Here is a 21,997-nt window from a genome sequence, read left to right as displayed (position 1 = left end):
GACCCCGGCAGTATCGTCCTCGGCATGCCCATATCAACAGATGGCAACAGGGACGTAATCAAAGTCGTCACGGCGGTCGTGGTGGCCGTACTCGCCCTGGGAGCCTGCGAGTCGGGGTCCGACGGCGACGCGAAGGCCGGGGACGAACGCGGCGCGGTGGTCGTGGCCCCGGGAAAGCCGGGCGAGCCCGCGAGGACGCTCTCCCCCGAGGAGGCCGCGAAGGAGCTGCCGGACGACGGCCCGAACGACGCGGACTTCGCCTACGTCCGGATGATGATCGTCCATCACACCCAGGCGCTGGAGATGACGGCGCTCGTACCCGAGCGGGCCGCGGGCACCCCGGTGAAACGTCTCGCCGATCGCATCCGGGCCGCGCAGGAGCCGGAGATCGGCGCGATGCGGGGCTGGCTGAAAGCACACGCCAAGAGCGGGGCGACGGACGGTCACGGGGCCCATGACCACGGCGCGATGCCGGGCATGGCGACCGAGGAACAGCTGGCGCAGCTGCGCGCAGCCGAGGGCAGGGCCTTCGACGAGCTGTTCCTCAAGCTGATGATCACTCACCACCAGGGTGCGCTGACGATGGGCGCGACCGTGCTGTCCGAGGGGAGCAACGTCCAGGTGGAGGAAATGGCCAATGATGTGATCGCGCAGCAGACGGCGGAGATCAACCGTATGCGCACGATGTGAGACTTACCGCGCGGCCTGCCCGGTGCGATGCTGGAAGCACCCTGCGGAAGGAGCGCAGCCGTGCTTCGAGTCGCCGTCGTCGGATCCGGGCCGAGCGGGGTGTACACCGCTCAGGCCCTCGTCCAGCAGTCCCTCGTGCCGGACGTCCGTGTGGACGTCCTGGACCGGCTCCCGTGCCCCTACGGGCTGGTGCGGTACGGAGTCGCGCCCGACCACGAGAAGATCAAGTCCCTGCAGAACACCCTGCGGACGGTCCTGGAGGACGATCGGATCGGTTTCGTCGGCAACGTCGAGGTGGGCACGCACGGCCTGACGCCCGCGCGTCTGCTGGGGCTCTACCACGCGGTCGTGTACTGCGTCGGAGCCGCGAAGGACCGCAGGCTGGGGGTGCCCGGCGAGGACCTGCCAGGGAGCTGTTCGGCCACCGACTTCGTGTCCTGGTACAGCGCCCACCCGGACGCCGCGGGCAGCGGATTCGCCCTCGGCGCCCGGTCGGCGGTGGTCATCGGGGTGGGCAACGTCGCCGTCGACGTGACCCGGATCCTCGCGCGCGGCGCGGCGGAGCTCCTGCCGACCGACGTGCCGCAGGACGCCCTGGGCGCGCTGGCCGGCAGCCGGGTGCGGGAGGTGCACATGGTGGGCAGACGCGGCCCGTCCCAGGCGAAGTTCACCACCAAGGAGCTGCGCGAGCTGGGCGCCCTGCCGGACGCGGCCGTGGGCGTCGAGCCGGCCGACCTCGCCCTTGACCCCGGGTACGCCGACGCCACGGGGCTGCCGGCCGTCAACCGGCGCAATGTCGACGTGGTGCGCGGCTGGGCGACGGCCGACGAGGGCGCCTCCCGCGCCCGGGCGCGGAGCATCCGGCTGCGCTTCTTCCTGCGTCCCGTGGAACTGCTCGCCGAGGGCGGACGGGTCGCAGCGGTGCGCTTCGAGCGGACCGTGCCGGACGGCACGGGCGGGGTGCGCGGCACGGGCGCGTACGAGGAGATCGAGGCGCAGCTGGTGCTGCGGGCGGTCGGCTACCGCGGAGCGCCCCTGGACGGGCTGCCGTTCGACGCCGCCCGGGGCACGGTGCCGCACGAGGCCGGGCGGGTCCTGCGGGACGGCTCGCCGTCCCCGGGCGAGTACGTGGCGGGCTGGATCAAACGGGGCCCCACCGGCGTGATCGGCACGAACAGGCCCTGTGCGAAGGAGACCGTGGCCTCGGTCCTCGAGGACGCGCCCGCGCTCTCGGCCCGCCCGCTCCCGGACGAACCCCTGGACGTACTGCGCGAGTCGGGGCTGCGCCCGGTGGAGTGGCCGGGCTGGCTGGCGATCGAGGAGGCCGAGACGCTGCTGGGCCGATCGCTGGGGCGCCGCTCGGTGAAGATCGCCGACTGGGACGGGCTGCTGGGCGCGGCCGGTGTCGGCGTGGCTCCGCGGCTCCCGGCGGTGTAGCGCGGCACGGCGGCCGACGGGATCAGGACGTCGGAACCGGACGCCGGAGGCGCTCGGCCTGCGCCGCAGTGATCGGGGTCGGCCTCAGCCGGTACCGCGGTCGCGGTGGTTCCGTGGCGAGCACGGCAGGCCGGCACCGGGGCGCGGTCAGCCGGTGCCGAGACGGGCCGCCTCACCGGCGGCGGCGGTGAGGACGCCGTCGAGGAGGCCCGGGAACAGCGCGTCCAGGTCCTCGCGGCGCACCCCGTTCATCTTCGCCGTGCCCCGGTACACCTGCCGGATCACGCCGCTCTCCCGCAGCACGCGGAAGTGGTGGGTCGAGGTGGACTTGGTCACGGGCAGATCGAAGTACGAGCAGGACAGCTCGGACTCGGCGGTCGCCAGCTCGCGCACCACCCGCAGCCGCACCGGGTCGGAGAGCGCCTGGAGCACGCCCTCGAGCCGGATCTCGTCGCGCGTGGGGTGGGCGAGCTGGCGGGGGCCGGCGGCGGTGGTCACGGGGGGCTCCACTTCGGTCGGGGCTCCCATTGTACGAAATCCGTCGTAGTTCACCGAGGGCGCGGCGGGCCGGTACGGCCGACCGGCCCCGCCGCGCAGCGGCGCGCTCCCCCGACCAGCGGCGCGGCGGCGCGGGCGGCCTCGCGGGGGCGTGGGTGCCCGGCCGCCGCCCCGGGCGCCGGCGGGCTCGGCCGTGGCGCCCGCCCCCGCCGGAACGCCACGGTGGAGCGCGCCGGACCCGCCGACCACCGGACCCGCCGACTACTCGACGATCAGCTCGACGGGGATGTTTCCGCGAGTGGCCTTGGAGTACGGGCAGACCTGGTGCGCCTGCTTGACCAGCAGCTCGCCGGTCTCGCCCTCGAGGGCGGCCGGCAGCTCGACCCGCAGGACCACGGCCAGCCCGAAGCCGCCGTCCTCGTCCTTGCCTATGCCCACTTCGGCGGTCACCGAGATGTCGCCGGTGTCGACCTTCGCCTGGCGCCCGACGAGGCCGAGCGCGCTGGCGAAGCAGGCCGCGTACCCAGCCGCGAAGAGCTGCTCCGGATTGGTGCCCTCGCCGCTGCCGCCCAGGGCGGCGGGCGCGGCCAGCGGCAGGTCCAGCGTGCCGTCGGAGCTGACGGCACGCCCCTCGCGACCGTTCGCGGTGGCGACGGCGGTGTACAGCGCGTTCATGGAAAACCATCCCTTGGTCGTCGGAGCCGGACCCGTGGGGCGGTCCGGACAGCCACTACTAGAGCACACAATTAAGTTGTGCACAACTCAATAGCGCGAGGCAGGTACCCTGGCCCCATGAAGACGACACCGGACGCCGCGCCGGACGCGGAGATCCTCCGCCTGGACCGCCAGATCTGCTTCTCGCTGCACGCGGCCTCACGGGCCTTCAACGGCGTCTACCGGGCGATCCTCAAGGACCTCGGCCTCACCTACCCCCAGTACCTGGCGATGCTGGTGCTCTGGGAGCACGGCGAGCTACCGGTGAAGACGATCGGCACCCGCCTCCGACTGGACTCCGGCACGCTCTCGCCGCTGCTCAAGCGCCTGGAGGCGCTCGGTTTCGTGGAGCGCCGGCGCAGCACCGAGGACGAGCGCTCGGTCACGGTGCGACCGACGGCCTCGGGCACCGCCCTCCGGGAGCGGGCCGCCCTCGTGCCCCGCAGGATCGCAGCGGCAACCGGACTCTCCCTGGAGGAGATCGGCGATCTGCAGGAGCGCCTGTCGGCGCTGACCGCCAAGCTCGACGGGGCCGACCTGGACCTCGACCCGCTCGACGACTGCGCGGGACCGGACTGACTCCACGGCGGCACCCGCACGACCGTCGCGCCGGACGGACCCGATCCTTGTACGAGGATCATCGTAGTTTGACAATCGCCGTACTACGAGGACTATCGTACGAGCATCATCTCCGCCCCGCCGTGAATGGAGCCCGCCGTGAGCGCACTGTTCGAGCCGTACACCCTGCGGTCCGTGACGATCCCGAACCGCGTGTGGATGGCACCGATGTGCCAGTACAGCGCCGAGGCCACGGGACCGGACGCGGGCGTCCCCACCGACTGGCACTTCGCCCACTACGCCGCCCGGGCCGCCGGGGGCACCGGACTGATCCTCGTCGAGGCCACCGCGGTCGCCCCCGAGGGCCGGATCAGCCCGCACGACCTGGGGATCTGGAACGACACCCAGACCGACGCCTTCCGCAGGATCACCCGCTTCCTCAAGGAGCAGGGCACCGTCCCCGGCATCCAGCTCGCCCACGCCGGTCGCAAGGCCTCCACGGACCGGCCCTGGAAGGGCGGCGAGCCGGTGGGGCCGGACTCCGGCGGCTGGCAGCCGGTCGCCCCCAGTCCGGTCCCGTTCGACGAGGGGTACCCGGTGCCCGACGAGCTGACCACGGATCAGATCGCGGACTTCCCCGCCCTGTTCGCGGAGGCCGCCCGCCGGGCGCTGGACGCGGGCTTCGAGGTGGTCGAGGTGCACGGTGCGCACGGCTACCTCATCGGCGAGTTCCTCTCCCCGCACAGCAACCACCGCACCGACGCGTACGGCGGCTCGTTCGAGAACCGCACCCGGTTCGCACTCGAGGTCGTCGACGCCGTACGGGCGGTGTGGCCGCAGGAGCTCCCGCTGCTCTTCCGGATCTCCGCGACCGACTGGCTCGAGGAGGACGGCTGGACCGCCGACGACACCGTGCGCTTCGCCGCCCTACTCAAGGAGCACGGCGTGGACCTGCTCGACGTCTCCTCGGGCGGGAACGCCGCGCGGGTCCGCATCCCGGTCGGCCCTGGCTACCAGGTGCCGTTCGCCGCCCGGGTCAGGAACGAGACGGCGCTGCCCGTGGCGGCCGTCGGTCTGATCACCGACCCGGAGCAGGCCGAGAAGGTCCTCGCGAACGGCGAGGCCGACGCCGTGCTCCTCGGCCGGGAACTGCTGCGCAGCCCCTCGTGGGCGCGGCTCGCCGCACGCGAACTGGGCGGGCCGGTCCGGATCCCCGACCAGTACCACCGTTCGGTCTGAGCCGTGGAGCACCGCACGGCCCGATGCCGCGCGGGGCGTGCCCGGGCCGGTCCGGGGGCGGAGGCGCACCGGGCCGGGCACGGCCGGGCCGACCTGCGGGAAGGCCCCGTCCGGGGGCCGTTGTCAGTGGGTGGGTGCAGACTGGCTCCCGTCCGCGACAACGGCGTCCTGGAGGTGTCGGCGATGACCGACGTTCTGCTGGCGGTAGGCACGCGCAAGGGGCTCTTCCTGGGGCACGGGAGAGACGGCCGGTGGGAGTTCGACGGCCCCCACTTCAACGCCCAGGCCGTGTACTCGGTCGGGATCGACACACGTCGCGGTGCCGTGCCGCGGCTGCTGGTCGGCGGGGACAGCGCCCACTGGGGCCCCTCGGTGTTCCACTCCGACGACCTGGGCGCGACGTGGACGGAACCGGCCAAGCCCGCGGTGAGGTTCCCCAAGGAGACCGGAGCCTCCCTGGAGCGGGTCTGGCAGCTCCATCCGGCGGGCCCCTCGGCCCCGGACGTGGTCTACGCGGGGACGGAGCCGGCGGCGCTGTTCCGCTCGGATGACGCCGGGGAGACGTTCGAGCTCGTCCGGCCGCTCTGGGAGCACCCCACCCGCTCGAAATGGGTTCCGGGCGGCGGCGGCGAGGCCGTGCACACCGTGGTCACCGACGACAGGGACCCCCGCCGGGTGACCGTCGCGGTCTCCGCGGCGGGGGTGTTCCGCAGCCAGGACGGGGGCGCCGCCTGGACCCCGTCCAACGAGGGGGTGTCGGCGGTCTTCCTGCCCGATCCGAACCCGGAGTTCGGGCAGTGCGTCCACAAGATCGCCCAGGACGCCGGCGACCCCGACCGGCTCTACCTCCAGAACCACTGGGGGGTGTACCGGAGCGACGACGGGGGCGCCCGGTGGACGGACATCGGCGCGGGGCTCCCCTCGGACTTCGGCTTCTCCGTCGTCGCCCATCCGCACCGCCCCGGCGTCGCCTATGTCTTCCCGATCAACGCCGACGCGGACCGGGTCCCGGCCGAGCGGCGCTGCCGGGTCTACCGCACGACCGACGCGGGCGCGACGTGGGAGCCGCTGTCGCACGGGTTGCCCGAGGGGGACCACTACGGCACGGTGCTGCGCGACGCGATGTGCACCGACGGCGCCGACCCCGCCGGGGTCTACTTCGGGAACCGGAACGGCGAGCTGTACGCGAGCGCGGACGACGGCGACAGCTGGCGGCAGCTGGCCTCCCATCTGCCGGACGTGCTGTGTGTCCGGGCCGCCACGATCGGTTGAGGAGGCGCCCCGCACGGCCAGTAGAGTGACACCTCGTGGCACGACCGTTGAAAGAGATCGTCGATTCGGGGTGGGCGGACGCCCTGGACCCCGTGGCCGAACGCATCGCCGCGATGGGCGACTTCCTCCGCGCGGAGATCGCCGCGGGGCGGACGTACCTGCCGGCGGGCGCGCATGTGCTGCGCGCCTTCCAGCAGCCGTTCGACGAGGTGCGCGTCCTGATCGTCGGCCAGGACCCCTATCCGACACCCGGGCACGCCGTGGGACTGAGCTTCTCCGTGGCACCCGAAGTACGGCCCCTGCCGGCCAGTCTGGAGAACATCTTCCGGGAGATGCACACGGACCTCGGGCTGCCCCGGCCGTCGAACGGCGATCTGACGCCGTGGACCCGGCAGGGCGTGCTGCTGCTCAACAGGGCGCTGACCACCGCGCCCCGCAGGTCGGCCGCACACCGGGGCAAGGGCTGGGAAGAGGTGACCGAGCAGGCCATCCGCGCACTCGTCGCGCGCGGCAAACCGCTCGTGTCCGTGCTCTGGGGCCGTGATGCCCGAAATCTGCGGCCGCTGCTCGGCGACCTCCCCGCGGTCGAGTCGTCCCACCCCTCCCCCAGGTCGGCCGACTACGGCTTCTTCGGCTCCCGGCCGTTCAGCAGGGTGAACGACCTGCTCGTCCGCCAGGGAGCACAGCCGGTGGACTGGCGGCTGCCATGACCGGGGGCGGCGCGGGCGGTTGGGTCCTCGGGGTCGATTCCGGGGGTTCCGGCCTGCGCGTCGCCCTCGCCCCGGCCGCCGACCCGCCGGCGGCGCTGACCGCCGCGTCCCGGGAGCCCGTCCGCACCGGCACCGCCGGGATCGAAGCGGCCCATCTGCTCGAGCAGTTGCTGCCGATGGCCCGCGGGCTCCTGCTGCGGGCAGGGGCCGACGCACCCGTCGCCGTCGCCATCGGGGCCGCCGGGATGGCGACCCTCGGGGACGAACTGCGGGCCGTACTGCCCGGTGCGCTCTCGCGCGAACTGGGCGCGCGGCAGGTCGCGCTCGCCGCCGACGCCGTCACGGCCTACGCGGGCGCCCTCGGCCAGTGCCCCGGCGCGGTCGTCGCCGCCGGCACGGGCGTGATCGCGACCGGCACGGATCTCACGGGCTGGCGCCGTGCCGACGGCTGGGGCCATCTGCTCGGCGACTGCGGTTCGGGCGCCTGGATCGGCCGGGCGGGTCTGGAGGCCGCGCTGCGGGCCCACGACGGGCGTTCGGGGGGCTCCCCGGCACTGCTGGAACGGCTCGAGGCCGTCTTCGGGCCGGCGGCGGGACTGCCGGGACTGCTGTACCCCCGCACCGACCGGCCGGCGGTGCTGGCCTCGTTCGCACCCGAGGTCGCCCGCTGCGCGGCGGACGACGCGGTCGCCGCGCGGATCCTTGCCGACGCGGCGGACCACATCGCGGCCGCGGCCGCCGCCGTCTGTCCGCCCTCGTCGGCAGGTGACTGTCAAATCGCCCTCACCGGCGGGCTGTTCAGGATGGGCGATCCGCTCCTCGCACCCGTGCGGGATGCTCTCGCCCGGGAACTTCCGTACGCCCGGCCGGTGTCGGCTGCGGGCGATCCGCTCACCGGTTCGCTGACCGTCGCCGCCGCGCTGGCCGGAGGCACGCTGAGGCTGCCGCAGGATCCGCGCCTGCTCACCCTCACCACCACCCTTGGCGAACAGACCAGGACAGGCAGCCGTTAACGAACTCATCGGATAAAAACGGGCAGACGGTACTCGACCGACCCCTCCCTGAGCAGGCACGACGACGAAACCAGTAGCATGCGGCGCCATGAGCTCCCCCACTGGGCCCGCATCCGGCCTCCCTGTACGAATGCCGCGACCCCGCCAGCCCGGGCGGCACCGCCGCCCGGAGCCCGTGGTGGCACCCGAGGGCGCGCCGACCCTCGTTCTCGCCGTGCCCGGCACGCCCTCGTCCGCGATACGCAGCCTCGCCGAGGAAGTCGTCAGCATCGCCCGTTCCGAGCTGCCCGGCCTCGAGGCCGCGATCGGTTACATCGACGGCGACGACGCCGAGTACCCCACGCTGGGGAGCGTGCTGATCCGTTCCGCCGCGCTGCGCACCGAGCGCTACGAACTGGCGAAGGCAGCCGGCCGCGAGGTCGCCGAGCCCGAGGGCCCGGCCTCCGTCGTGGTGCCGCTGCTCGCCGGCCCGGACAGCGCCCTGGTCCGCCGGATCCGCCAGGCCGTCATGGACAGCAGGGCCACCGCGGAGCTGACGGACGTCCTCGGCCCGCACCCGCTGCTGGCCGAGGCCCTGCACGTGAGACTGTCCGAGGCGGGTCTGGCCCGTGCGGACCGGGCGCGCCTGTTCACGGTCGCCACCGCGGCCGACGGCATCGTCCTGGCCACGGTCGGCGGCGACGAGGCGGTCCAGGCCGCCGGCATCACCGGGATGCTGCTGGCCGCGCGGCTCGCCGTGCCGGTCATGGCGGCCGCCCTGGATCAGGAGGGCGCGATCGCGGCGACGGCCGAGGAGCTGCGCGCCTCCGGCTCCGCCCAGCTCGCGCTGGCCCCGCACCTGGTCGGGCCCGAGGTGCCCCAGGGGCTGCTCGAGGCCGCCGCCGCCGAGGCGGGGTGCTCCGCCGCGGAGCCGCTGGGCGCCTACCCCGCGATCGGCAAGCTGGTGCTGTCGCAGTACACGACCACGCTGGGCATCACGCCCCAGCCGCAGGGCGTCCAGTCGCGCTGACCGGTCGCCGCTCCGCACACACGAAGGGCCCGCGCCGGCGCGGGCCCTTCGTGTGTGCCCCTCGCGGGTACGGAACCTCACGGGTACCGGCCGTCGCGGGCACGGGGCCGCCTGCCTGCCCGGCCTCGCGCGTACGAGGACTCCTGTCCACGGGTCCTCGGGGGCTCGTGCTTCCTGCGGTGCCTCCCGGCAGGCCCGGGAGGGGGTTCAGGGCTCAGGCGAAGACCACGCAGGACGCCGCCGGGACGGCGAGCGAACCCGTCCGGCGCGGGACACCGGTCCCGGCGTCGATGTCGAACCAGGTGACGTCCCCTGAGCGCTCGTTGGCCGCGTACAGCCGGGTGCCGGTGGCGCCGAGCACCAGATCGCGCGGCCAGTGGCCGCCGCACGGCACGGTCGTGACGTGCTCCGGCTCGTCCCCGCCGGCGCCGAGCCGGAGCACGGCGATGGAGTCGTGGCCCCGGTTGGCGGCCCAGAGGAAACGCCCGTCGTGGGAAACGGCGAGGGCGGAGGCGTGGCTGGGCAGGTCGTACCCGTCGGGGAGTACGGACACCTCACCGAGCGGATCCAGCACGCCCCGACGCGCGTCCCAGCGGCACACGGTGAGCGTGGGACGCAACTCGCCGAGCACGTACACATGCTCACCGGCGGGATGGAAGGCGAGATGGCGGGGACCCGTGCCCGGCGGCAGCGCGGTCTCGGAGTGGAGGACCGGCGCCGCCCCGCCCGCCGGATCGAGCGCGCACACCCGGACCGAGTCGGTGCCCAGGTCGACGGTGAGCACCCACCGCCCCGAGGGGTCGGGGAGCACCTGGTGCGCGTGCGGTTCGCCCTGCCGCTCCGGGTTCGGTCCCCTTCCCTCGTGGCGCAGGACGCCGAGGGCGGGTCCGGGCAGGCCGCCGGGGCCGAGAGGGAGACTGCTGACGCTGCCCGAGCCGTAGTTGGCGGTCAGCAGCAGGCCCGGTGCGAGGGACAGATGCGTCGGTCCGGAGCCGTTCACCGGCACCGGCGCCCCGAGCGGGCGGGGCGGCCCCTCGCCACCGATGTCGAAGGCGGCGACCGCCCCTTCCTCGGTCTCGGAGACCGCGTAGAGCACGGGCCCGCTCCCCGTCGTGCCGGCCGCGAGGTACGTCGGGTCGGCGACGGCGTCCGTCGCCGCGGTCTCCGTCAGCGCACCTGTCGCCGGGTCGACGGCGGCCGTGACGATCCCGCGGCCGCCCGCCGAGGTGAACGACCCGATGAACGCCCGTACCACGTTCCCGTGCTCCACTGGGGCCTCCCCTGGTGAGGCGCCGCCCGGCGCTCCCGCCGGCCGGTCGTGTGCCCTTCCCGGCCGACGGTAGCAGGCGGTCTAGACCAGGTCGGGCTCATGCGCGGGCTCCGGCGCCGGCTCCTCGCCCCGGGCCCGGGCGAGCGCATCCGGGTGGTGGACGAACAAGGGGCGAGCCTGCGTCGTGTCGTAGGTGCGGTGGAAGACGGCGGTCGCGGCGCCGGAGATCGGCGGCACGATCCAGGACCAGTCGGCCCCCACCCGGCGTCCCCGGCCGGCTTCCTGTTCCAGGTGGGCGAGGAATCGGCGGGACTCCGTGTGGTGGTCGGTGATGGTCACACCGGCGCGGTCGAACGAGTGCAGCACGGCACGGTTGAGCTCGACCAGCGCGCGGTCCTTCCAGAGGGTGCGGTCGGTGGAGGTGTCGAGGCCCAGCCGCGCGGCCACGACCGGCAGCAGGTCGTAGCGGTCCGTGTCGGCGAGATTGCGGGCACCGATCTCCGTGCCCATGTACCAGCCGTTGAACGGGGCCGCCGGATAGCAGATGCCGCCGATCTCCAGGCACATGTTGGAGATGGCGGGTACGGCGTGCCAGCGCAGCCCGAGCGAGGCGAACCAGTCGTCCTCCGGGTGGCGCAAGGGGACTTCGTGCACGGCGTCGTCCGGCAGTTCGAACCAGCGGGGCTTGTCGTCGCTGCCCTGGACCACCAGCGGCAGTACGTCGAACTGCGTACCAGGACCGCCCGGCCACCCCAGGCCCGTCGCGTACGCGCTGAGCCCGGTGTTGCGCGGATCGCCGATGACCCGGCCGCCGCCGTCGGCGTAGCCCGCGTACCGCACCAGCTGCTCGTTCCAGATGCGGGGGCCGGGGCGGCCGGGGGCGTCGGGTGCGAAGACCGTGATGACCGGCCGGATCCGGCCACCGTTCGTCGCCTCGCGCAGATGGGCGACGGCCTCCGCGGCGATGGTGTCGGCGTCGCGCACGTCGCGGCGGTCACGGACGCGCAGGGAGCGCCAGTAGAGGCGGCCGATGCAGCGGTTGCTGTTGCGCCAGGCCACGCGTGCCCCGTGAGCGAGTTCGTCTGCGGTGTGACGGTACGTGCCGGTAGCGTCTATCTCGGCGCGCACGGCGGCTATCCGGGCTGTCGGGTCGCCCGCCCCCCGTTCCTCCCGGTGGTAGAGGCGCAGGAACTCCTCCGCCTCCTTGCGCAGTTGTGCGAGGTCGGCGACCCGCGCCGGCCGCACCGGGGTCGTTCCGGCGGGCCCGGAGTGGTCGATTGGGCACTGCCCCGGCGGGGGCACGGGCTCCGCCCGGACGAGCTGTGCTCCGGCCGGTTGGGGATCCGACGGGCGGGACTTGCGGACGGCGGCTCTACGAAGGAACTTCCGCATGGTGCGCACCCCGGTGTGTGAAGGCGATGTGGATGCCGCCCGATCTACCCCGAACCTGGCCTGATCCACCCTGTAAATGCCAGATGCACGTGCCCAGTTGGGAGCCGCCGCCCGGCGCACGGGGTTCGCGCGGACGCGCGTGCGTCCGGACGCGCGCCGGTGGGCGCAGGCCGCTGCAGCGGCTGCCCGCCGGGCCCCGGAACGGCCCTGCGGGCAGCCGTCGCCCGATGCACACCCGGACCGGGCCTTGCCGCCGTGAACCGGTGCACGGAGAAGGAGTTCAGCGGGTCACGGGAGCGCCCGGAGCACCGAAGGCACCTCGGCGGACCGCTCGCGGTTCACACGGTGACGAGCGGCGCTCGCGGGGGCGTGCGCAGCGGCGTCGCGAGTCCGGCGAGGGCGCGCTCCAGGCCGTGGAGATGCGTGAGCGCGGCCTCGACGCCCGGGTCATGGTGCGGGCCGGTGCCGGCGCCGGCACCGGCGGGGGCGTGGCCGGGCTCGGCGTCCGACTCCAGTGCGTGCACCGCGGCCTCGACCCGCCAGCAGGCCGCCGCGAGCCGGGCGTCGTGAGAGGCGTACGGGTCCGCCGCGACGGCAGCAAGCCCGCGCACCTCGCGGGCACAGTCGTCCAGCAGGACGAGGACCTGCCGGGCCCGGGCCTTGCGGGCGCGCAGCGGGCTGAAGGGGTGGACCAGGGGCGCCAGGGACATCCGCACCCGGGCGAGGAGCTGCTCCAGCTCGGCGGCGTGCGGCGCCGGGTCGGCGGTCTCGTCCCCCGCGAGCCTGCGCATCGCGACGGTGGTGCACTCGTGCACGCACCGCACGGTCAGCCGGATCCAGGCGTTGGTCGCCGAGTGGGTCGTGACGGGCAGCACGAACGCCACCGCCAGCGCCGCGCCCAGGGCGCCGACCGCCGTCTCGGCGAGACGCAGCGCGAGCAGGGCGGGCCCCAGGGCCCCGAGCAGCCCGTACAGCAGCGACACGAGCACGGTCACCGCGAACATCATCCAGCTGTACGAGACGGGGGCGGCGTAGAAGATCCCGAAGACGCACGCCAGGGTCAGCACGGCCGTCGGCAGCAGCGCGCCCTGGACGGGAACGGCGACGAACAGACCGGCGGCGATGCCGAGGACGGTGCCGAGGAGCCTGCGGAAGCCCCTGACGAGCGTCTCGCCGCGCGCGTTGGTGTTGACGAAGATCCACCAGGCGGCGCCGACGGCCCAGTACCAGCGCTCGTCGGAGAGCAGCTGTCCGGCGGCGAGGGCGAACGCCCCGGCCACGGTCACCTGGACGGCCTGCCGGGTGGTCGTCCGGTCGAGCCCCGTTCCGGCCGGGAGCGCGGGGGCCGCGGGCGGGGACACCCGCCGCTCGAAGCACCAGGCGCCGAAACGGACGGCGGAGGCGGCGAGGACGGCGAGGACCACGGAGGAGTACAGCTCGGGGATCTGCGCCGGCACCGTGCGCAGGAACTGCGTCACGAAGAAGGTCATGAACGCGAAGACCCCGAGGGCGTGCCCGCGCGGACCCCAGCGCCGTGCGTAGACGGCGGCGCCGGCCACGGCCACGAAAGCGACGTCGCGGGCACCGGGGATGGCGTGCAGACCGGCCGCGAGGGCGAGCACCGGTAGACCCACCACGGGCAGCAGGGCGGTGGTGACGGCCTGGTCGCGGACCCGCGGGTCGGTGACCGTGAAGAGAGCCAGGAGCGCGGCGAGCCCCCCGGTGATGACCGCGGTGAGCGCGTGGCCCGTCAGCGCGCACACGGCCACGGCCAAGCCGATGCCGAGGACGGCCCGCGTGGCGCTGCGCAACCGCAGCAGCCCCGGGTCCGGAGCCACGAACACCCTCTTCAGCACTTCTTCCCGCCCTTTCGACGTACCGGCATGAAAAAGGCGCCGCGGGAGTCCGCAGCGCCATCGACAGGTATATGAGAGCATCCCTTGCCCCACTGGCTCAAGCCGGCCTTGAACCTATGGGCCATTGGCCAGGTCTCGGACGGCGGAGCGCCCGAGCGGGCGAGCCATCGGACCAGTCAGGGGCGCCCGGGCCGCCATCGGACCCGCCGGCGGGGAGGCACACCCGCACCGCCTCGCCTCGTGGCCCTGCCACGTGCTCTCCGCCGACGCCCCCGCCCCTGAGTCGCGACGGCGGCCTCCCACAGGTGCCGCGCGGAAACAGGCGGACGTCGGGAACGGCCCTGAACGCCGGCGCCGGCAGGGAGCCGATGAAGATCCGCACCCCGGTCCGGACGGCCCTCGGCTCCTGGAACCGTTCGGCGCAGCCGCTGCTCGCCCGCTCCGACTCCGTCCCGCGCCGCGTCGCACCGGGGATCTCGTCAGGCATGCCCGGCGGGTACCGCGGCAACACGGGAACTGACCCGCGGGCGGGCCTCGCCCGCGGAAGCGCCCGCCGGTCCGGCCCCGGCCGCGCCGCCGCCCGATTGCGGGGGTCCGGTGGGCATGCGCACGGTGAACGGAACGACCGGGCCGGTGTCGGATCCCGCACCGGCCCGGTGGCGCCGAACGGCCCGTGGAAGGCCCGGCGGGTCGGCAACGCCGCGGGAACGAAGGGAAGCGAGAGTCGATGACCGGAGCCACTGGTGGAGCGGTCGGACGGGCCGTGCGAGGGGCGGGGGACGGACCCGGGGGGCCGAGCGGAGACGCCTACGACGCCACGCCGTTCCTTCCCGGTCGGCGCGCACGGCTGACAGGGCTGCGGAAGGCCGCCGCCGGGTGCCGCGGATGCCCGCTGTTCCGAAACGCGACACAGACCGTGTTCGGCGAGGGGGGCGCCGGCGCTTCCGTCTTCCTGCTGGGTGAGCAGCCGGGGGACCAGGAGGACCGGCAGGGCCGGCCCTTCGTCGGACCGGCGGGAGCGGTGCTGGCACGGGCGCTCTCCGACGCCGGAATCGACCCCGCGCACGCGTACGTGACCAACGCGGTGAAGCACTTCAAGTTCACGGTGCCCGAGGGCCGCAAACGGCGGATCCACAAGGCACCGAACCTGCGGGAGATCACGGCGTGCCGGCCGTGGCTGCTGGAGGAGCTGCGGCTCGTGTCGCCGGAGGTCGTGGTGGCGCTCGGCGCGTCCGCGGGGAAGGCGCTGCTCGGTTCGTCCTTCCGGGTCTCCGAGCGGCGCGGCGCACTCCTGCCGTGGCCGGATCCCGGAGAGGGAGGCGGAGCGGCCCCGGGCGTCCGAGGCCTGGTGGCGACGATCCATCCATCGGCCGTACTGCGTGCGGACGACCGGGACGAGGTGTACGGAGGGCTGGTGGCGGATCTGAGGGTCGTGGCCGATGCCCTCGGCCGGCAGGAAGGGGGCAGCGGACGATGACGACGCAGCATCCCGCCGACCGCGGCGGGCCCAGGCCTCGGAAGTTCGACCGGCTGGCGGAGAAGGCCTCGAACTTCACCAGCTCACCGGCCTTCTTCGGGTTCTGTCTGCTGGTGGTCGCCGGTGTGGTCGCGGTGCACTTCGCGGACGTCTCCCTGAAGTGGAAGATCTTCGCCGGGGAGTGCATGACCGCCGTCACCCTGATGCTGCTGGCGCTGCTGAAGAACTCGGAGCTGCGCAGCGAGCGTGCGCTCCAGCGGAAGCTGGACGCCATCGCCGCAGCGCTGCTCGAATCCCAGGAGGGCGAGCCCGGCAAGGCGCACGAGGACCTCAAAGCCGCCATCCGGCTGGAGGAGGAGACCTGAGGAGTGTGGGGCCCGTTTTACTGGGCCATTGGTACAGTCGCGGAGGGGAAACGACGCGCTTCAGGGAGGCCGACGTCCATGGCGGTGGACGAACTCGACACCCGCATCCTGCGGCTGATGATCGAGCAGCCGCGCACCAGCGTGCGGGAGTACGCCCGCGTCCTCGGCATCGCGCGCGGAACCCTCCAGGCAAGGATCGACCGTCTGGAACGCAACGGTGTGATCACGGGCACGGGTCCGGTGCTGTCCCCCGCCGCGCTCGGTCATCCGGTGCTGGCGTTCGTCCACATCGAGGTCACCCAGGGTCATCTGGACGATGTGGGCGATGCGCTGGCCGAGGTGCCCGAGATCGTCGAGGCGTTCTCCATCACGGGCGGCGGAGACCTGCTGACCAGGGTGGTAGCCCGGGACAACGGCCATCTGGAGGACGTGATCCAGCGCCTGATCAATCTGCCGGGCGTCGTCCGCACACGGACGGAGATGGCACTGCGGGAACGTGTGCCGCACCGGATGCTGCCGTTGGTCGAGTCGGTCGGCCGGCGCACCCGCACGGTGCGCTGACCCCGGCCCGGACGGCAGGTCGGCATTCTGGGGCATGAGCACTGCGCGCACCTCGAGCACCGCTCGGTTCCCCGACCCGGTGGAAGGAGGCCGGATCGCGGTCGAACAGACCGTCGACACAGCCGCGTTGCTCGAACGCTCTGCCACTTCAGGGCTTCACTGTCGAAGGCAGCGCGGCTGTCTGCCGTGCGGCAGGCGAGCAGGTCGTCGTCCGGCTGAGGCAGCCACAGATCGCTGAGATCGGCGCGTCCAGCAGCGTTCAGGGTGACGGTCGCCCCGCAGTGACACCGATGCCGCCGGTCAGACGCGCGAGACTCGCCAACAAGTCCGGCTCGCACAGCGCTCTCTGTGGCCGGTCGCACAGGTGTGGGTCTGGCGGGGCCGGGGCCGGTTCTGCGATGCTTCCGTCCGTCAAGCGACGGCGGAACGAGGAAGCCGGTGAGATTCCGGCACGGTACCGCCACTGTGTAGGGGGAGCGACTCCACCCATGGCCACCGCCCCGTGCGGGGTGGGAAGGCCGGAGAAGCTGTGATCCCGAGTCAGGAGACTCACGCCGTCGCACCTCGAAGTACGGGGCGGATTTCCCCAGGAGAGGCGGTGGCACCCGTGTGCCTGTTCACGTGCGGTGGCAGCTTCACGCTGCAGTGGCCCTTCAGGGTCGACCCGTCCGGCTTGACTCGTAAGCCGGGTTCTTCCAGGTTCTGACGACCTCCTCCCTCAGCGGGTTCCTCCCGTACGCCGCATCGCGCGCCACGTCGATGCGTGCTGCCCACGCACGCCACCAGGAGTCACCTTGTCCGTACGATCCGTCATGCCCGTCCACCGTCAGGCCGCCGCGGGGGCCTTCCTGATCGCCGCCCTCACGCTCACCGCCTGCGGAGGCGGAGCCGACCAGTCAGCCGACGCCAAGGCCCAGGTGGCCGGGGAGGGCTGCATCAAGGACTTCGACCCGGCCAAGGACTACTTTCCGGTCAAATCGAGGGTGAAGCACGCCGGGAACTTCACGCTGCGGTACGAGAAGAGCTACCAGGTCCTCACCGTCAAGGAGCCCTTCCCCAAGGGAAAGCCAGAGTCGTACGTGCTGGTCAAGTGCGGTGCTCCGAAGCCCGAGCTGACCGGTGAACTGGCGTCCGCGCAGCAGATCACCGTACCCGTCAAGAGCCTGTACTCCGCCTCGACGACCCACCTCCCGCTGCTGACCGAGACCGGCACCCTGGACGTGCTGACGGGTGTCGCGAGCACCACGGCCATCTCCTCCGCCGAGGTCATCGAGCGGGTGAAGGCGGGCAAGGTCACCGAGTACGCCAAGGACCAGACCCTCAACGCCGAGACGGTCATCGGCGCCAAGCCCGACGTGCTGATGACCCAGGGCACCGACGACCCGCAGTACCCCAAGCTCCGCCAGGCCGGCATCGCCGTGGTCGCCAACGCCGAGTGGCTGGAGGCCAGTCCGCTCGGGCGTGCCGAGTGGGTCAAGGCGATGGCCGCGCTCACCGGAGCGGAGAAGCGCGCCGGCGAGGTCTTCGACACCATCGAGAGTGACTACCGGAAGGTCGCCGAGAAGGGCGCGCGGGCAGCGAAGGCAGGCAAGCCCGTCGAGGTCCTGCCGGGCACGATGTACCAGGGCACCTGGTACATGCCCGCCGGCGGCAGCTACGCCGCCCGGCTGATCAAGGACGCGGGGGGCACCTACCCGTGGGCCGGCGCGGCCGGCACCGGCAACGTACAGCTGAACTTCGAGGCCGTGTACGCCAAGGGCGGCCAGGCGCCGGTCTGGATCGCCGACCAGCCGTGGAAGTCCACCGCCGACACCGTGAAGGCCGACAGCCGGTACCGGCAGTTGAAGGCCGTGTCCGGCGGTGCCGTCTGGACGAACACCAAGGCGCTCGGACCCGGCGGCGGCAACGACTACTTCGAGCGTGGTGTGCTGCGCCCGGACCTGGTCCTCGCCGACCTCTTCGCACTGATTCACCCGGACCAGGCGGAGGGACACGCCTTCACCTTCTACCAGCCGGTGCCCAAGGCGTGACGACACATCGGACTTCCGTGTCGGCGCCGGCCGCGGTCACCCCGCGGCCGGTGCGACGGCGCCTCGTGGTCGTCCTCGCACTCGCGGCCGGCACCGCCCTGCTGTTGGTCCTCACCATCGCGACCGGCTCCCATCCGGTGCCGGTCGCGGAGGTGGTGCGGGTGCTGTTCGGCGGCACCGCCGAGGACCCGCGCTGGACCGTGATCGTCGAGCAGGTCCGGCTGCCGCGTGCGCTGACCGCCGCCGCTGTCGGCGCCGCGCTCGCGGTGGCCGGCGTGCAGATGCAGACCCTGTTCCGCAACGCACTGGCCGACCCGTTCTCCCTCGGGGTGAGCTCGGGCGCCGGCATGGGCGTCGCCGCCGTGGTGGTCGGCACCGGTGGGGTCGCCGGCAGCTTCACCGGCGACCTGGCCGGCCTCGGGCGCGTGGGCGTCGTCATCGCCGCCTCACTCGGCGCCGCCGCCGTACTGGCCCTCGTCCTGCTGCTCTCGCGATGGGTACGGTCAGCCGTCACCCTGCTCGTCATCGGCGTCATGATCGGCTCGGCGGCCACCGCCGTGGTCGGGGTGATGCTCGTCTACGCCCGGCCCGAAAGGGCTCAGCAGTTCGTCATGTGGGGACTGGGCAGCTTCAGCGCCACGACCTGGCCCGACCTCCACGTCATGCTGCCCGTCATCGGCGCCGGCCTGCTGACAGCGCTGCTCACCGCCAAACGTCTCAACGCCCTGCTGCTCGGCGAGGACTACGCCCGCACCATGGGCCTGAACGTACGGCGCAGCCGTGATCTGGCGTTGTTCGGCACAGCGCTCCTGGCGGGTGCGGCCACCGCGTTCTGCGGGCCGATCGCCTTCCTCGGCCTGGCCGTCCCGCACCTGACGCGGGTGGTGCTGGGGACCTCGGACCACCGGGCGCTCATCCCGGCGTCGATGCTCGCCGGGGCGTTCCTGGCGCTGGCGTGCGCGCTGCTGAGCCAGCCGCCCGGCACGGATGCCGTGCTGCCGCTGAACGCCATCACGTCACTGTTCGGCGCACCCGTCGTCATCGCGTTCCTGATCCGCAGCCGCCGCGGCGTACGAGGAGTGGCCTCATGACCGGCACCATGACCGAGCCAGTCACGGACGCGACCGACGGGCCGGACCGCCCCGGCGGCCTGGTCACGCAGGGGCTCGCCGTCGGCTACCGCACCCGGTCGCCGCGACGCGGGCGCGGAGCGGAGCGGGCCGTGCTCGCGGGGCTCGACCTCGAAGCACGGGCCGGCGAGTTGACCGTCCTGCTCGGCCCCAACGGCGCGGGCAAGTCCACGCTGCTGCGGACCCTGTGCGGACTGCTGCCGCCGCTGGACGGCCGGATCCGGGTCGGCGGGGCCGACCTGGCACGGACGTCGCCGACCGCGCTCGCCCGGCGGCTGGCGGTGGTCCTGACCGACCGGGTGGACCCCGGGCTCCTGTCCGTACAGGAACTGGCCGGGCTCGGCCGCCACCCGCACACCGGGTTCACCGGCCGCCTCACCGCGGTCGATCACGCTGCCGTCGAGTGGTCGCTGAAGGCGGTGGGCGCGTGGCATCTGGCGGACCGGCCGGCCTCCGAACTCTCCGACGGCGAACGCCAGCGCGTCCTGACCGCGCGCGCACTCGCCCAGGAACCCGAGGTCGTCCTTCTCGACGAGCCGACCGCTTTCCTCGACGTCCCCTCGCGGGTGGCTCTCACCGTGCTGCTGCGCGACCTGGCCCGGGACAAGGGCCTGACCGTCGTGGTCAGTACGCACGATCTGGAGCTGGCCCTGCGGGTGGCCGACGCCGTCTGGCTCGTCGACCGCACATCCCGTGTTCACGCCGGAGCACCCGAGGACCTGATCCGCAGCGGCGCCGTCGCGGGGGCGTTCGACGCCGACCACCTCGCGTTCGACCCGGCCTCCGGCACCTTCGGCCTGCGTCGCACCGCACGCGCCGCCGTCGCGGTGGCCACGCCGGCCGATGTGCTCCCGCTCCTCGAACGCGCCCTCGCCCGGGAAGGGCTGGCCGTCGCGGACCAGGGTGACCCGCCCGCCGGCATGAAGGTGAGCTGGGATGGTGCGGACCGGCTTGACCTCACCGGACCGGACGGACGGACCGTCCGCGTCCGAGGCTTCCACGAGCTCACGCGGACGGTGCGGACATGGTGACCACGGCCCTCACCCGCGACGCCCTGGCGCGAGTGTCCACGATCGGCCCCTACTTCGCACTGGCCACCGGCCCGCACCCCGAGGGTGGGGGTACCTCCCGGGCCGAAGGCTCCACGGGAGGCTTCCGGCCACTGACCGACCTGTACACGGACCCGGGTGCGCTGGAGGAATGCATACGAACCGTCTCCGGGCGGCTGAGGACCGATCAGCCCCGGGTGGCCGCGTCCACCCTGCACCTGGGCACCGCCTCCCGGCTCTGGTCGGTTGCCCTGGGCTGCGCCACGCTCACCGGCCGCGTCCCCGATCTGGCGCCCGACCGGTTGTGGTGGCGCCCGCCCGCCTCCGGCCCCCTCGACCTGTGGCTCCCCGACGTGAAGGAGGTCGACCAGGAACCGCTCCCGGCCCTGCTCCACACCGTCGCCGTCCAGAACCTGGCTCCGTGGGGCGACGCCGTACGGCACGTGGCCGGCGTGTCGCCGCACACCCTGCGCGGCAACGCCGCCTCGGCGCTGATCGGAGCCCATCGCGTCCTGCTGGCTAGGGCGCCGGGCCCCTTCCTCCCCGTCGTACCGCTCGTTCGCGCGCTGCTGGACCGGCCGCCGCTGGCGGGCGCCGGAGCGTACCGCACCACTCCTCCCGGACCGCTCGCCTTCCGACGCCGCAGCTGCTGCCTGTACTACCGAGTGCCCGACGCCGGCACCTGCGGTGACTGCGTCCTCAACCCCAAGGAGAAGACCTCATGACCACGACCGAGCCGACCGTCGTCGAGACCCCCGGCGGCGGCACCCAGCACGTGTGGCCCCTCCCGGTCGACGAAGCCACCCTCCTCGACCTCGTCACCACCGTCTTCACCGACCACTGGCAGCACATCCACTTCGGGCCCATCATCGAAGGCGCCGCCTGGGAGGTCGGCGCCCCGGGCGCCCCCACCGCCATCACCATGAACGACGGATACGCCACCGTCGACTTCGGCGCCTGGCACTTCCACCTGTGCATCGGCGAGCACACCGCCTCCGGCCCCGAACTCGGCCGGATCCGCCGCTGCTCTCGCGCCGAGCTCTACCGCAGCATCGGCTCCGACGGCTCTCCCGTCAGCTGGGGGGCTCGGCTGTTCAACGGCCGCGACGAGCAGATGATGACCGTCCTGCTGCCCAACCCGTTCCTCACGGACCGCCAGGAGATTCTCGACACCCCCGACTTCACCCGACTCACCGCATGGGACGCCCTCCGCGACCGCTTCCTCGGCCTCTCACCCGATCCCCTCGACCGCACCGGCAAGGGGTTTCGGCACAGCGGCTGACAGAGACCCCGCTTCCGCCTCGCCGACTGGACACCCGTCGAGCCTGATATGCCATCAGAATCGGCGGTCGCACGAGCGCCGGGAGAGGGATGCCCGCCGCCCTCCCCCGGCGCGGCGGGCCAGTTGCCGACCCTCGCCTCCGCCCCTCTCCGCAGGGACACCGGATCCGACCGTGGCGGGCATCGTCTCGCGCCGGCGCCGTCCCCGCCCACCGGTTCTTCGCCGACCGCGCCCGCCTCGCGGAACTGTCGGCGCGGGCGGAGGAGGCACTCGGCGAGGCCGACGCTCCGCTGCCGCCGGCACGCCGGCTCGCTCTACCCGCGCATGCCTGCGGTTGGAGTCGGCCCAGGCCACGCGACTCGCGCGGCCGACCGTTGGCCTCCGCCTCCGCTCAGGTCGGCGTCCCGGCCGGCCGGACGTCGGTCGACCGCGGCTGTCTGAAGAA

At 73.4% G+C, this 21,997-nt stretch carries 21 protein-coding genes and 1 riboswitch; of the genes, 16 read left to right on the top strand and 5 right to left on the bottom strand.

What is annotated here, in order from left to right:
- Positions 1-24 precede the first annotated feature (24 nt).
- Positions 25-690: a DUF305 domain-containing protein gene (locus O7595_RS29735; RefSeq protein ID WP_269731654.1), complete on the top strand. Its 666-nt coding sequence runs from the start codon at positions 25-27 to the stop codon at positions 688-690.
- A 60-nt stretch (positions 691-750) separates the two neighbouring features.
- The gene (locus O7595_RS29730) at positions 751-2,127 is read left to right on the top strand and encodes an FAD-dependent oxidoreductase (protein ID WP_269731653.1); all 1,377 of its coding nucleotides are present in this window, start codon (positions 751-753) and stop codon (positions 2,125-2,127) included.
- A 147-nt stretch (positions 2,128-2,274) separates the two neighbouring features.
- Here the strand turns inward: O7595_RS29730 and O7595_RS29725 are convergent, their stop codons facing one another.
- On the bottom strand, positions 2,275-2,655 hold the full coding sequence (locus O7595_RS29725) for an ArsR/SmtB family transcription factor (RefSeq protein WP_269731652.1): 381 nt from the start codon (positions 2,653-2,655) through the stop codon (positions 2,275-2,277).
- 231 nt (positions 2,656-2,886) lie between these two features.
- On the bottom strand, positions 2,887-3,300 hold the full coding sequence (locus tag O7595_RS29720) for an organic hydroperoxide resistance protein (RefSeq protein ID WP_269731651.1): 414 nt from the start codon (positions 3,298-3,300) through the stop codon (positions 2,887-2,889).
- A 117-nt stretch (positions 3,301-3,417) separates the two neighbouring features.
- Between O7595_RS29720 and O7595_RS29715 the strand changes: the two genes are divergently transcribed.
- From O7595_RS29715 to O7595_RS29690, 6 genes are all read left to right on the top strand, one after another.
- Positions 3,418-3,918 (top strand): MarR family winged helix-turn-helix transcriptional regulator, encoded by a 501-nt coding sequence (locus O7595_RS29715; protein ID WP_269731650.1) that lies wholly within the window; start codon positions 3,418-3,420, stop codon positions 3,916-3,918.
- Between the two features lie 138 nt (positions 3,919-4,056).
- Positions 4,057-5,136: an NADH:flavin oxidoreductase/NADH oxidase gene (locus O7595_RS29710; RefSeq protein WP_269731649.1), complete on the top strand. Its 1,080-nt coding sequence runs from the start codon at positions 4,057-4,059 to the stop codon at positions 5,134-5,136.
- A gap of 183 nt (positions 5,137-5,319) precedes the next feature.
- Positions 5,320-6,408 carry a WD40/YVTN/BNR-like repeat-containing protein gene (locus O7595_RS29705; protein ID WP_269731648.1) on the top strand — a complete coding sequence of 363 codons (1,089 nt, stop codon included), beginning with the start codon at positions 5,320-5,322 and terminating at the stop codon, positions 6,406-6,408.
- Between the two features lie 47 nt (positions 6,409-6,455).
- Positions 6,456-7,118 (top strand): uracil-DNA glycosylase, encoded by a 663-nt coding sequence (locus O7595_RS29700; protein ID WP_269732679.1) that lies wholly within the window; start codon positions 6,456-6,458, stop codon positions 7,116-7,118.
- Complete coding sequence (locus tag O7595_RS29695) at positions 7,115-8,131, top strand: N-acetylglucosamine kinase (protein ID WP_269731647.1); 1,017 nt, start codon at positions 7,115-7,117, stop codon at positions 8,129-8,131. Before O7595_RS29700 ends, O7595_RS29695 begins: the two co-directional genes overlap by 4 nt.
- Before the next feature lie 88 nt (positions 8,132-8,219).
- Positions 8,220-9,140 carry a sirohydrochlorin chelatase gene (locus tag O7595_RS29690; protein WP_269731646.1) on the top strand — a complete coding sequence of 307 codons (921 nt, stop codon included), beginning with the start codon at positions 8,220-8,222 and terminating at the stop codon, positions 9,138-9,140.
- 214 nt (positions 9,141-9,354) lie between these two features.
- On the opposite strand, the gene O7595_RS29685 is transcribed toward O7595_RS29690, so the two are convergent.
- The 3 genes from O7595_RS29685 to O7595_RS29675 form a co-directional block, all read right to left on the bottom strand.
- Positions 9,355-10,410: a lactonase family protein gene (locus O7595_RS29685; protein ID WP_269731645.1), complete on the bottom strand. Its 1,056-nt coding sequence runs from the start codon at positions 10,408-10,410 to the stop codon at positions 9,355-9,357.
- Between the two features lie 81 nt (positions 10,411-10,491).
- Positions 10,492-11,655 (bottom strand): nitric oxide synthase oxygenase, encoded by a 1,164-nt coding sequence (locus O7595_RS29680; protein ID WP_269731644.1) that lies wholly within the window; start codon positions 11,653-11,655, stop codon positions 10,492-10,494.
- 485 nt (positions 11,656-12,140) lie between these two features.
- Entirely contained in the window at positions 12,141-13,658 is a 1,518-nt protein-coding gene (locus O7595_RS29675) for an FUSC family protein (protein WP_269731643.1), read from the bottom strand.
- Positions 13,659-14,385: 727 nt separating this feature from the next.
- Between O7595_RS29675 and O7595_RS29670 the strand changes: the two genes are divergently transcribed.
- From O7595_RS29670 to O7595_RS29635, 8 genes are all read left to right on the top strand, one after another.
- Positions 14,386-15,135, top strand: coding sequence for a UdgX family uracil-DNA binding protein (locus O7595_RS29670; RefSeq protein WP_443071760.1), 750 nt, complete (start codon positions 14,386-14,388; stop codon positions 15,133-15,135).
- Positions 15,132-15,500 carry a hypothetical protein gene (locus O7595_RS29665; protein ID WP_269731642.1) on the top strand — a complete coding sequence of 123 codons (369 nt, stop codon included), beginning with the start codon at positions 15,132-15,134 and terminating at the stop codon, positions 15,498-15,500. Before O7595_RS29670 ends, O7595_RS29665 begins: the two co-directional genes overlap by 4 nt.
- 78 nt (positions 15,501-15,578) lie before the next feature.
- Positions 15,579-16,061, top strand: coding sequence for an Lrp/AsnC family transcriptional regulator (locus O7595_RS29660; protein ID WP_269731641.1), 483 nt, complete (start codon positions 15,579-15,581; stop codon positions 16,059-16,061).
- Positions 16,062-16,443: 382 nt separating this feature from the next.
- Positions 16,444-16,634: riboswitch (cobalamin riboswitch) on the top strand.
- Between the two features lie 221 nt (positions 16,635-16,855).
- Positions 16,856-18,091 carry an ABC transporter substrate-binding protein gene (locus O7595_RS29655; protein WP_269731640.1) on the top strand — a complete coding sequence of 412 codons (1,236 nt, stop codon included), beginning with the start codon at positions 16,856-16,858 and terminating at the stop codon, positions 18,089-18,091.
- A gap of 50 nt (positions 18,092-18,141) precedes the next feature.
- Complete coding sequence (locus O7595_RS29650) at positions 18,142-19,182, top strand: FecCD family ABC transporter permease (protein ID WP_269731639.1); 1,041 nt, start codon at positions 18,142-18,144, stop codon at positions 19,180-19,182.
- A complete protein-coding gene (locus tag O7595_RS29645) occupies positions 19,179-20,252 on the top strand; it encodes an ABC transporter ATP-binding protein (RefSeq protein ID WP_269731638.1) in 1,074 nt (357 codons plus the stop codon). The genes O7595_RS29650 and O7595_RS29645 overlap by 4 nt, the downstream gene beginning before the upstream one ends.
- Entirely contained in the window at positions 20,246-20,995 is a 750-nt protein-coding gene (locus O7595_RS29640) for a (2Fe-2S)-binding protein (RefSeq protein WP_269731637.1), read from the top strand. Before O7595_RS29645 ends, O7595_RS29640 begins: the two co-directional genes overlap by 7 nt.
- Positions 20,992-21,552 (top strand): DUF7676 family protein, encoded by a 561-nt coding sequence (locus tag O7595_RS29635; protein ID WP_269731636.1) that lies wholly within the window; start codon positions 20,992-20,994, stop codon positions 21,550-21,552. The genes O7595_RS29640 and O7595_RS29635 overlap by 4 nt, the downstream gene beginning before the upstream one ends.
- The last annotated feature ends 445 nt before the right edge of the window (positions 21,553-21,997 follow it).

The organism is Streptomyces sp. WMMC940, from assembly GCF_027460265.1.
Classification (GTDB): domain Bacteria; phylum Actinomycetota; class Actinomycetes; order Streptomycetales; family Streptomycetaceae; genus Streptomyces.
The sequence above is the reverse complement of the archived record's forward strand: the minus strand, read 5'-3'. Positions and strand labels throughout refer to the sequence as shown.

Bases quoted from the DNA above. Each gene is read 5' to 3' on its own strand.
- O7595_RS29690 (WP_269731646.1), top strand. From the start codon at position 8,220: ATGAGCTCCCCCACTGGGCCCGCATCCGGCCTCCCTGTACGAATGCCG.
- O7595_RS29660 (WP_269731641.1), top strand. From the start codon at position 15,579: ATGGCGGTGGACGAACTCGACACCCGCATCCTGCGGCTGATGATCGAG.
- O7595_RS29640 (WP_269731637.1), top strand. From the start codon at position 20,246: ATGGTGACCACGGCCCTCACCCGCGACGCCCTGGCGCGAGTGTCCACG.
- O7595_RS29645 (WP_269731638.1), top strand. From the start codon at position 19,179: ATGACCGGCACCATGACCGAGCCAGTCACGGACGCGACCGACGGGCCG.
- O7595_RS29735 (WP_269731654.1), top strand. From the start codon at position 25: ATGCCCATATCAACAGATGGCAACAGGGACGTAATCAAAGTCGTCACG.
- O7595_RS29635 (WP_269731636.1), top strand. From the start codon at position 20,992: ATGACCACGACCGAGCCGACCGTCGTCGAGACCCCCGGCGGCGGCACC.
- O7595_RS29695 (WP_269731647.1), top strand. From the start codon at position 7,115: ATGACCGGGGGCGGCGCGGGCGGTTGGGTCCTCGGGGTCGATTCCGGG.
- O7595_RS29665 (WP_269731642.1), top strand. From the start codon at position 15,132: ATGACGACGCAGCATCCCGCCGACCGCGGCGGGCCCAGGCCTCGGAAG.
- O7595_RS29720 (WP_269731651.1), bottom strand. From the start codon at position 3,300: ATGAACGCGCTGTACACCGCCGTCGCCACCGCGAACGGTCGCGAGGGG.
- O7595_RS29670 (WP_443071760.1), top strand. From the start codon at position 14,386: ATGACCGGAGCCACTGGTGGAGCGGTCGGACGGGCCGTGCGAGGGGCG.
- O7595_RS29725 (WP_269731652.1), bottom strand. From the start codon at position 2,655: ATGGGAGCCCCGACCGAAGTGGAGCCCCCCGTGACCACCGCCGCCGGC.
- O7595_RS29715 (WP_269731650.1), top strand. From the start codon at position 3,418: ATGAAGACGACACCGGACGCCGCGCCGGACGCGGAGATCCTCCGCCTG.
- O7595_RS29705 (WP_269731648.1), top strand. From the start codon at position 5,320: ATGACCGACGTTCTGCTGGCGGTAGGCACGCGCAAGGGGCTCTTCCTG.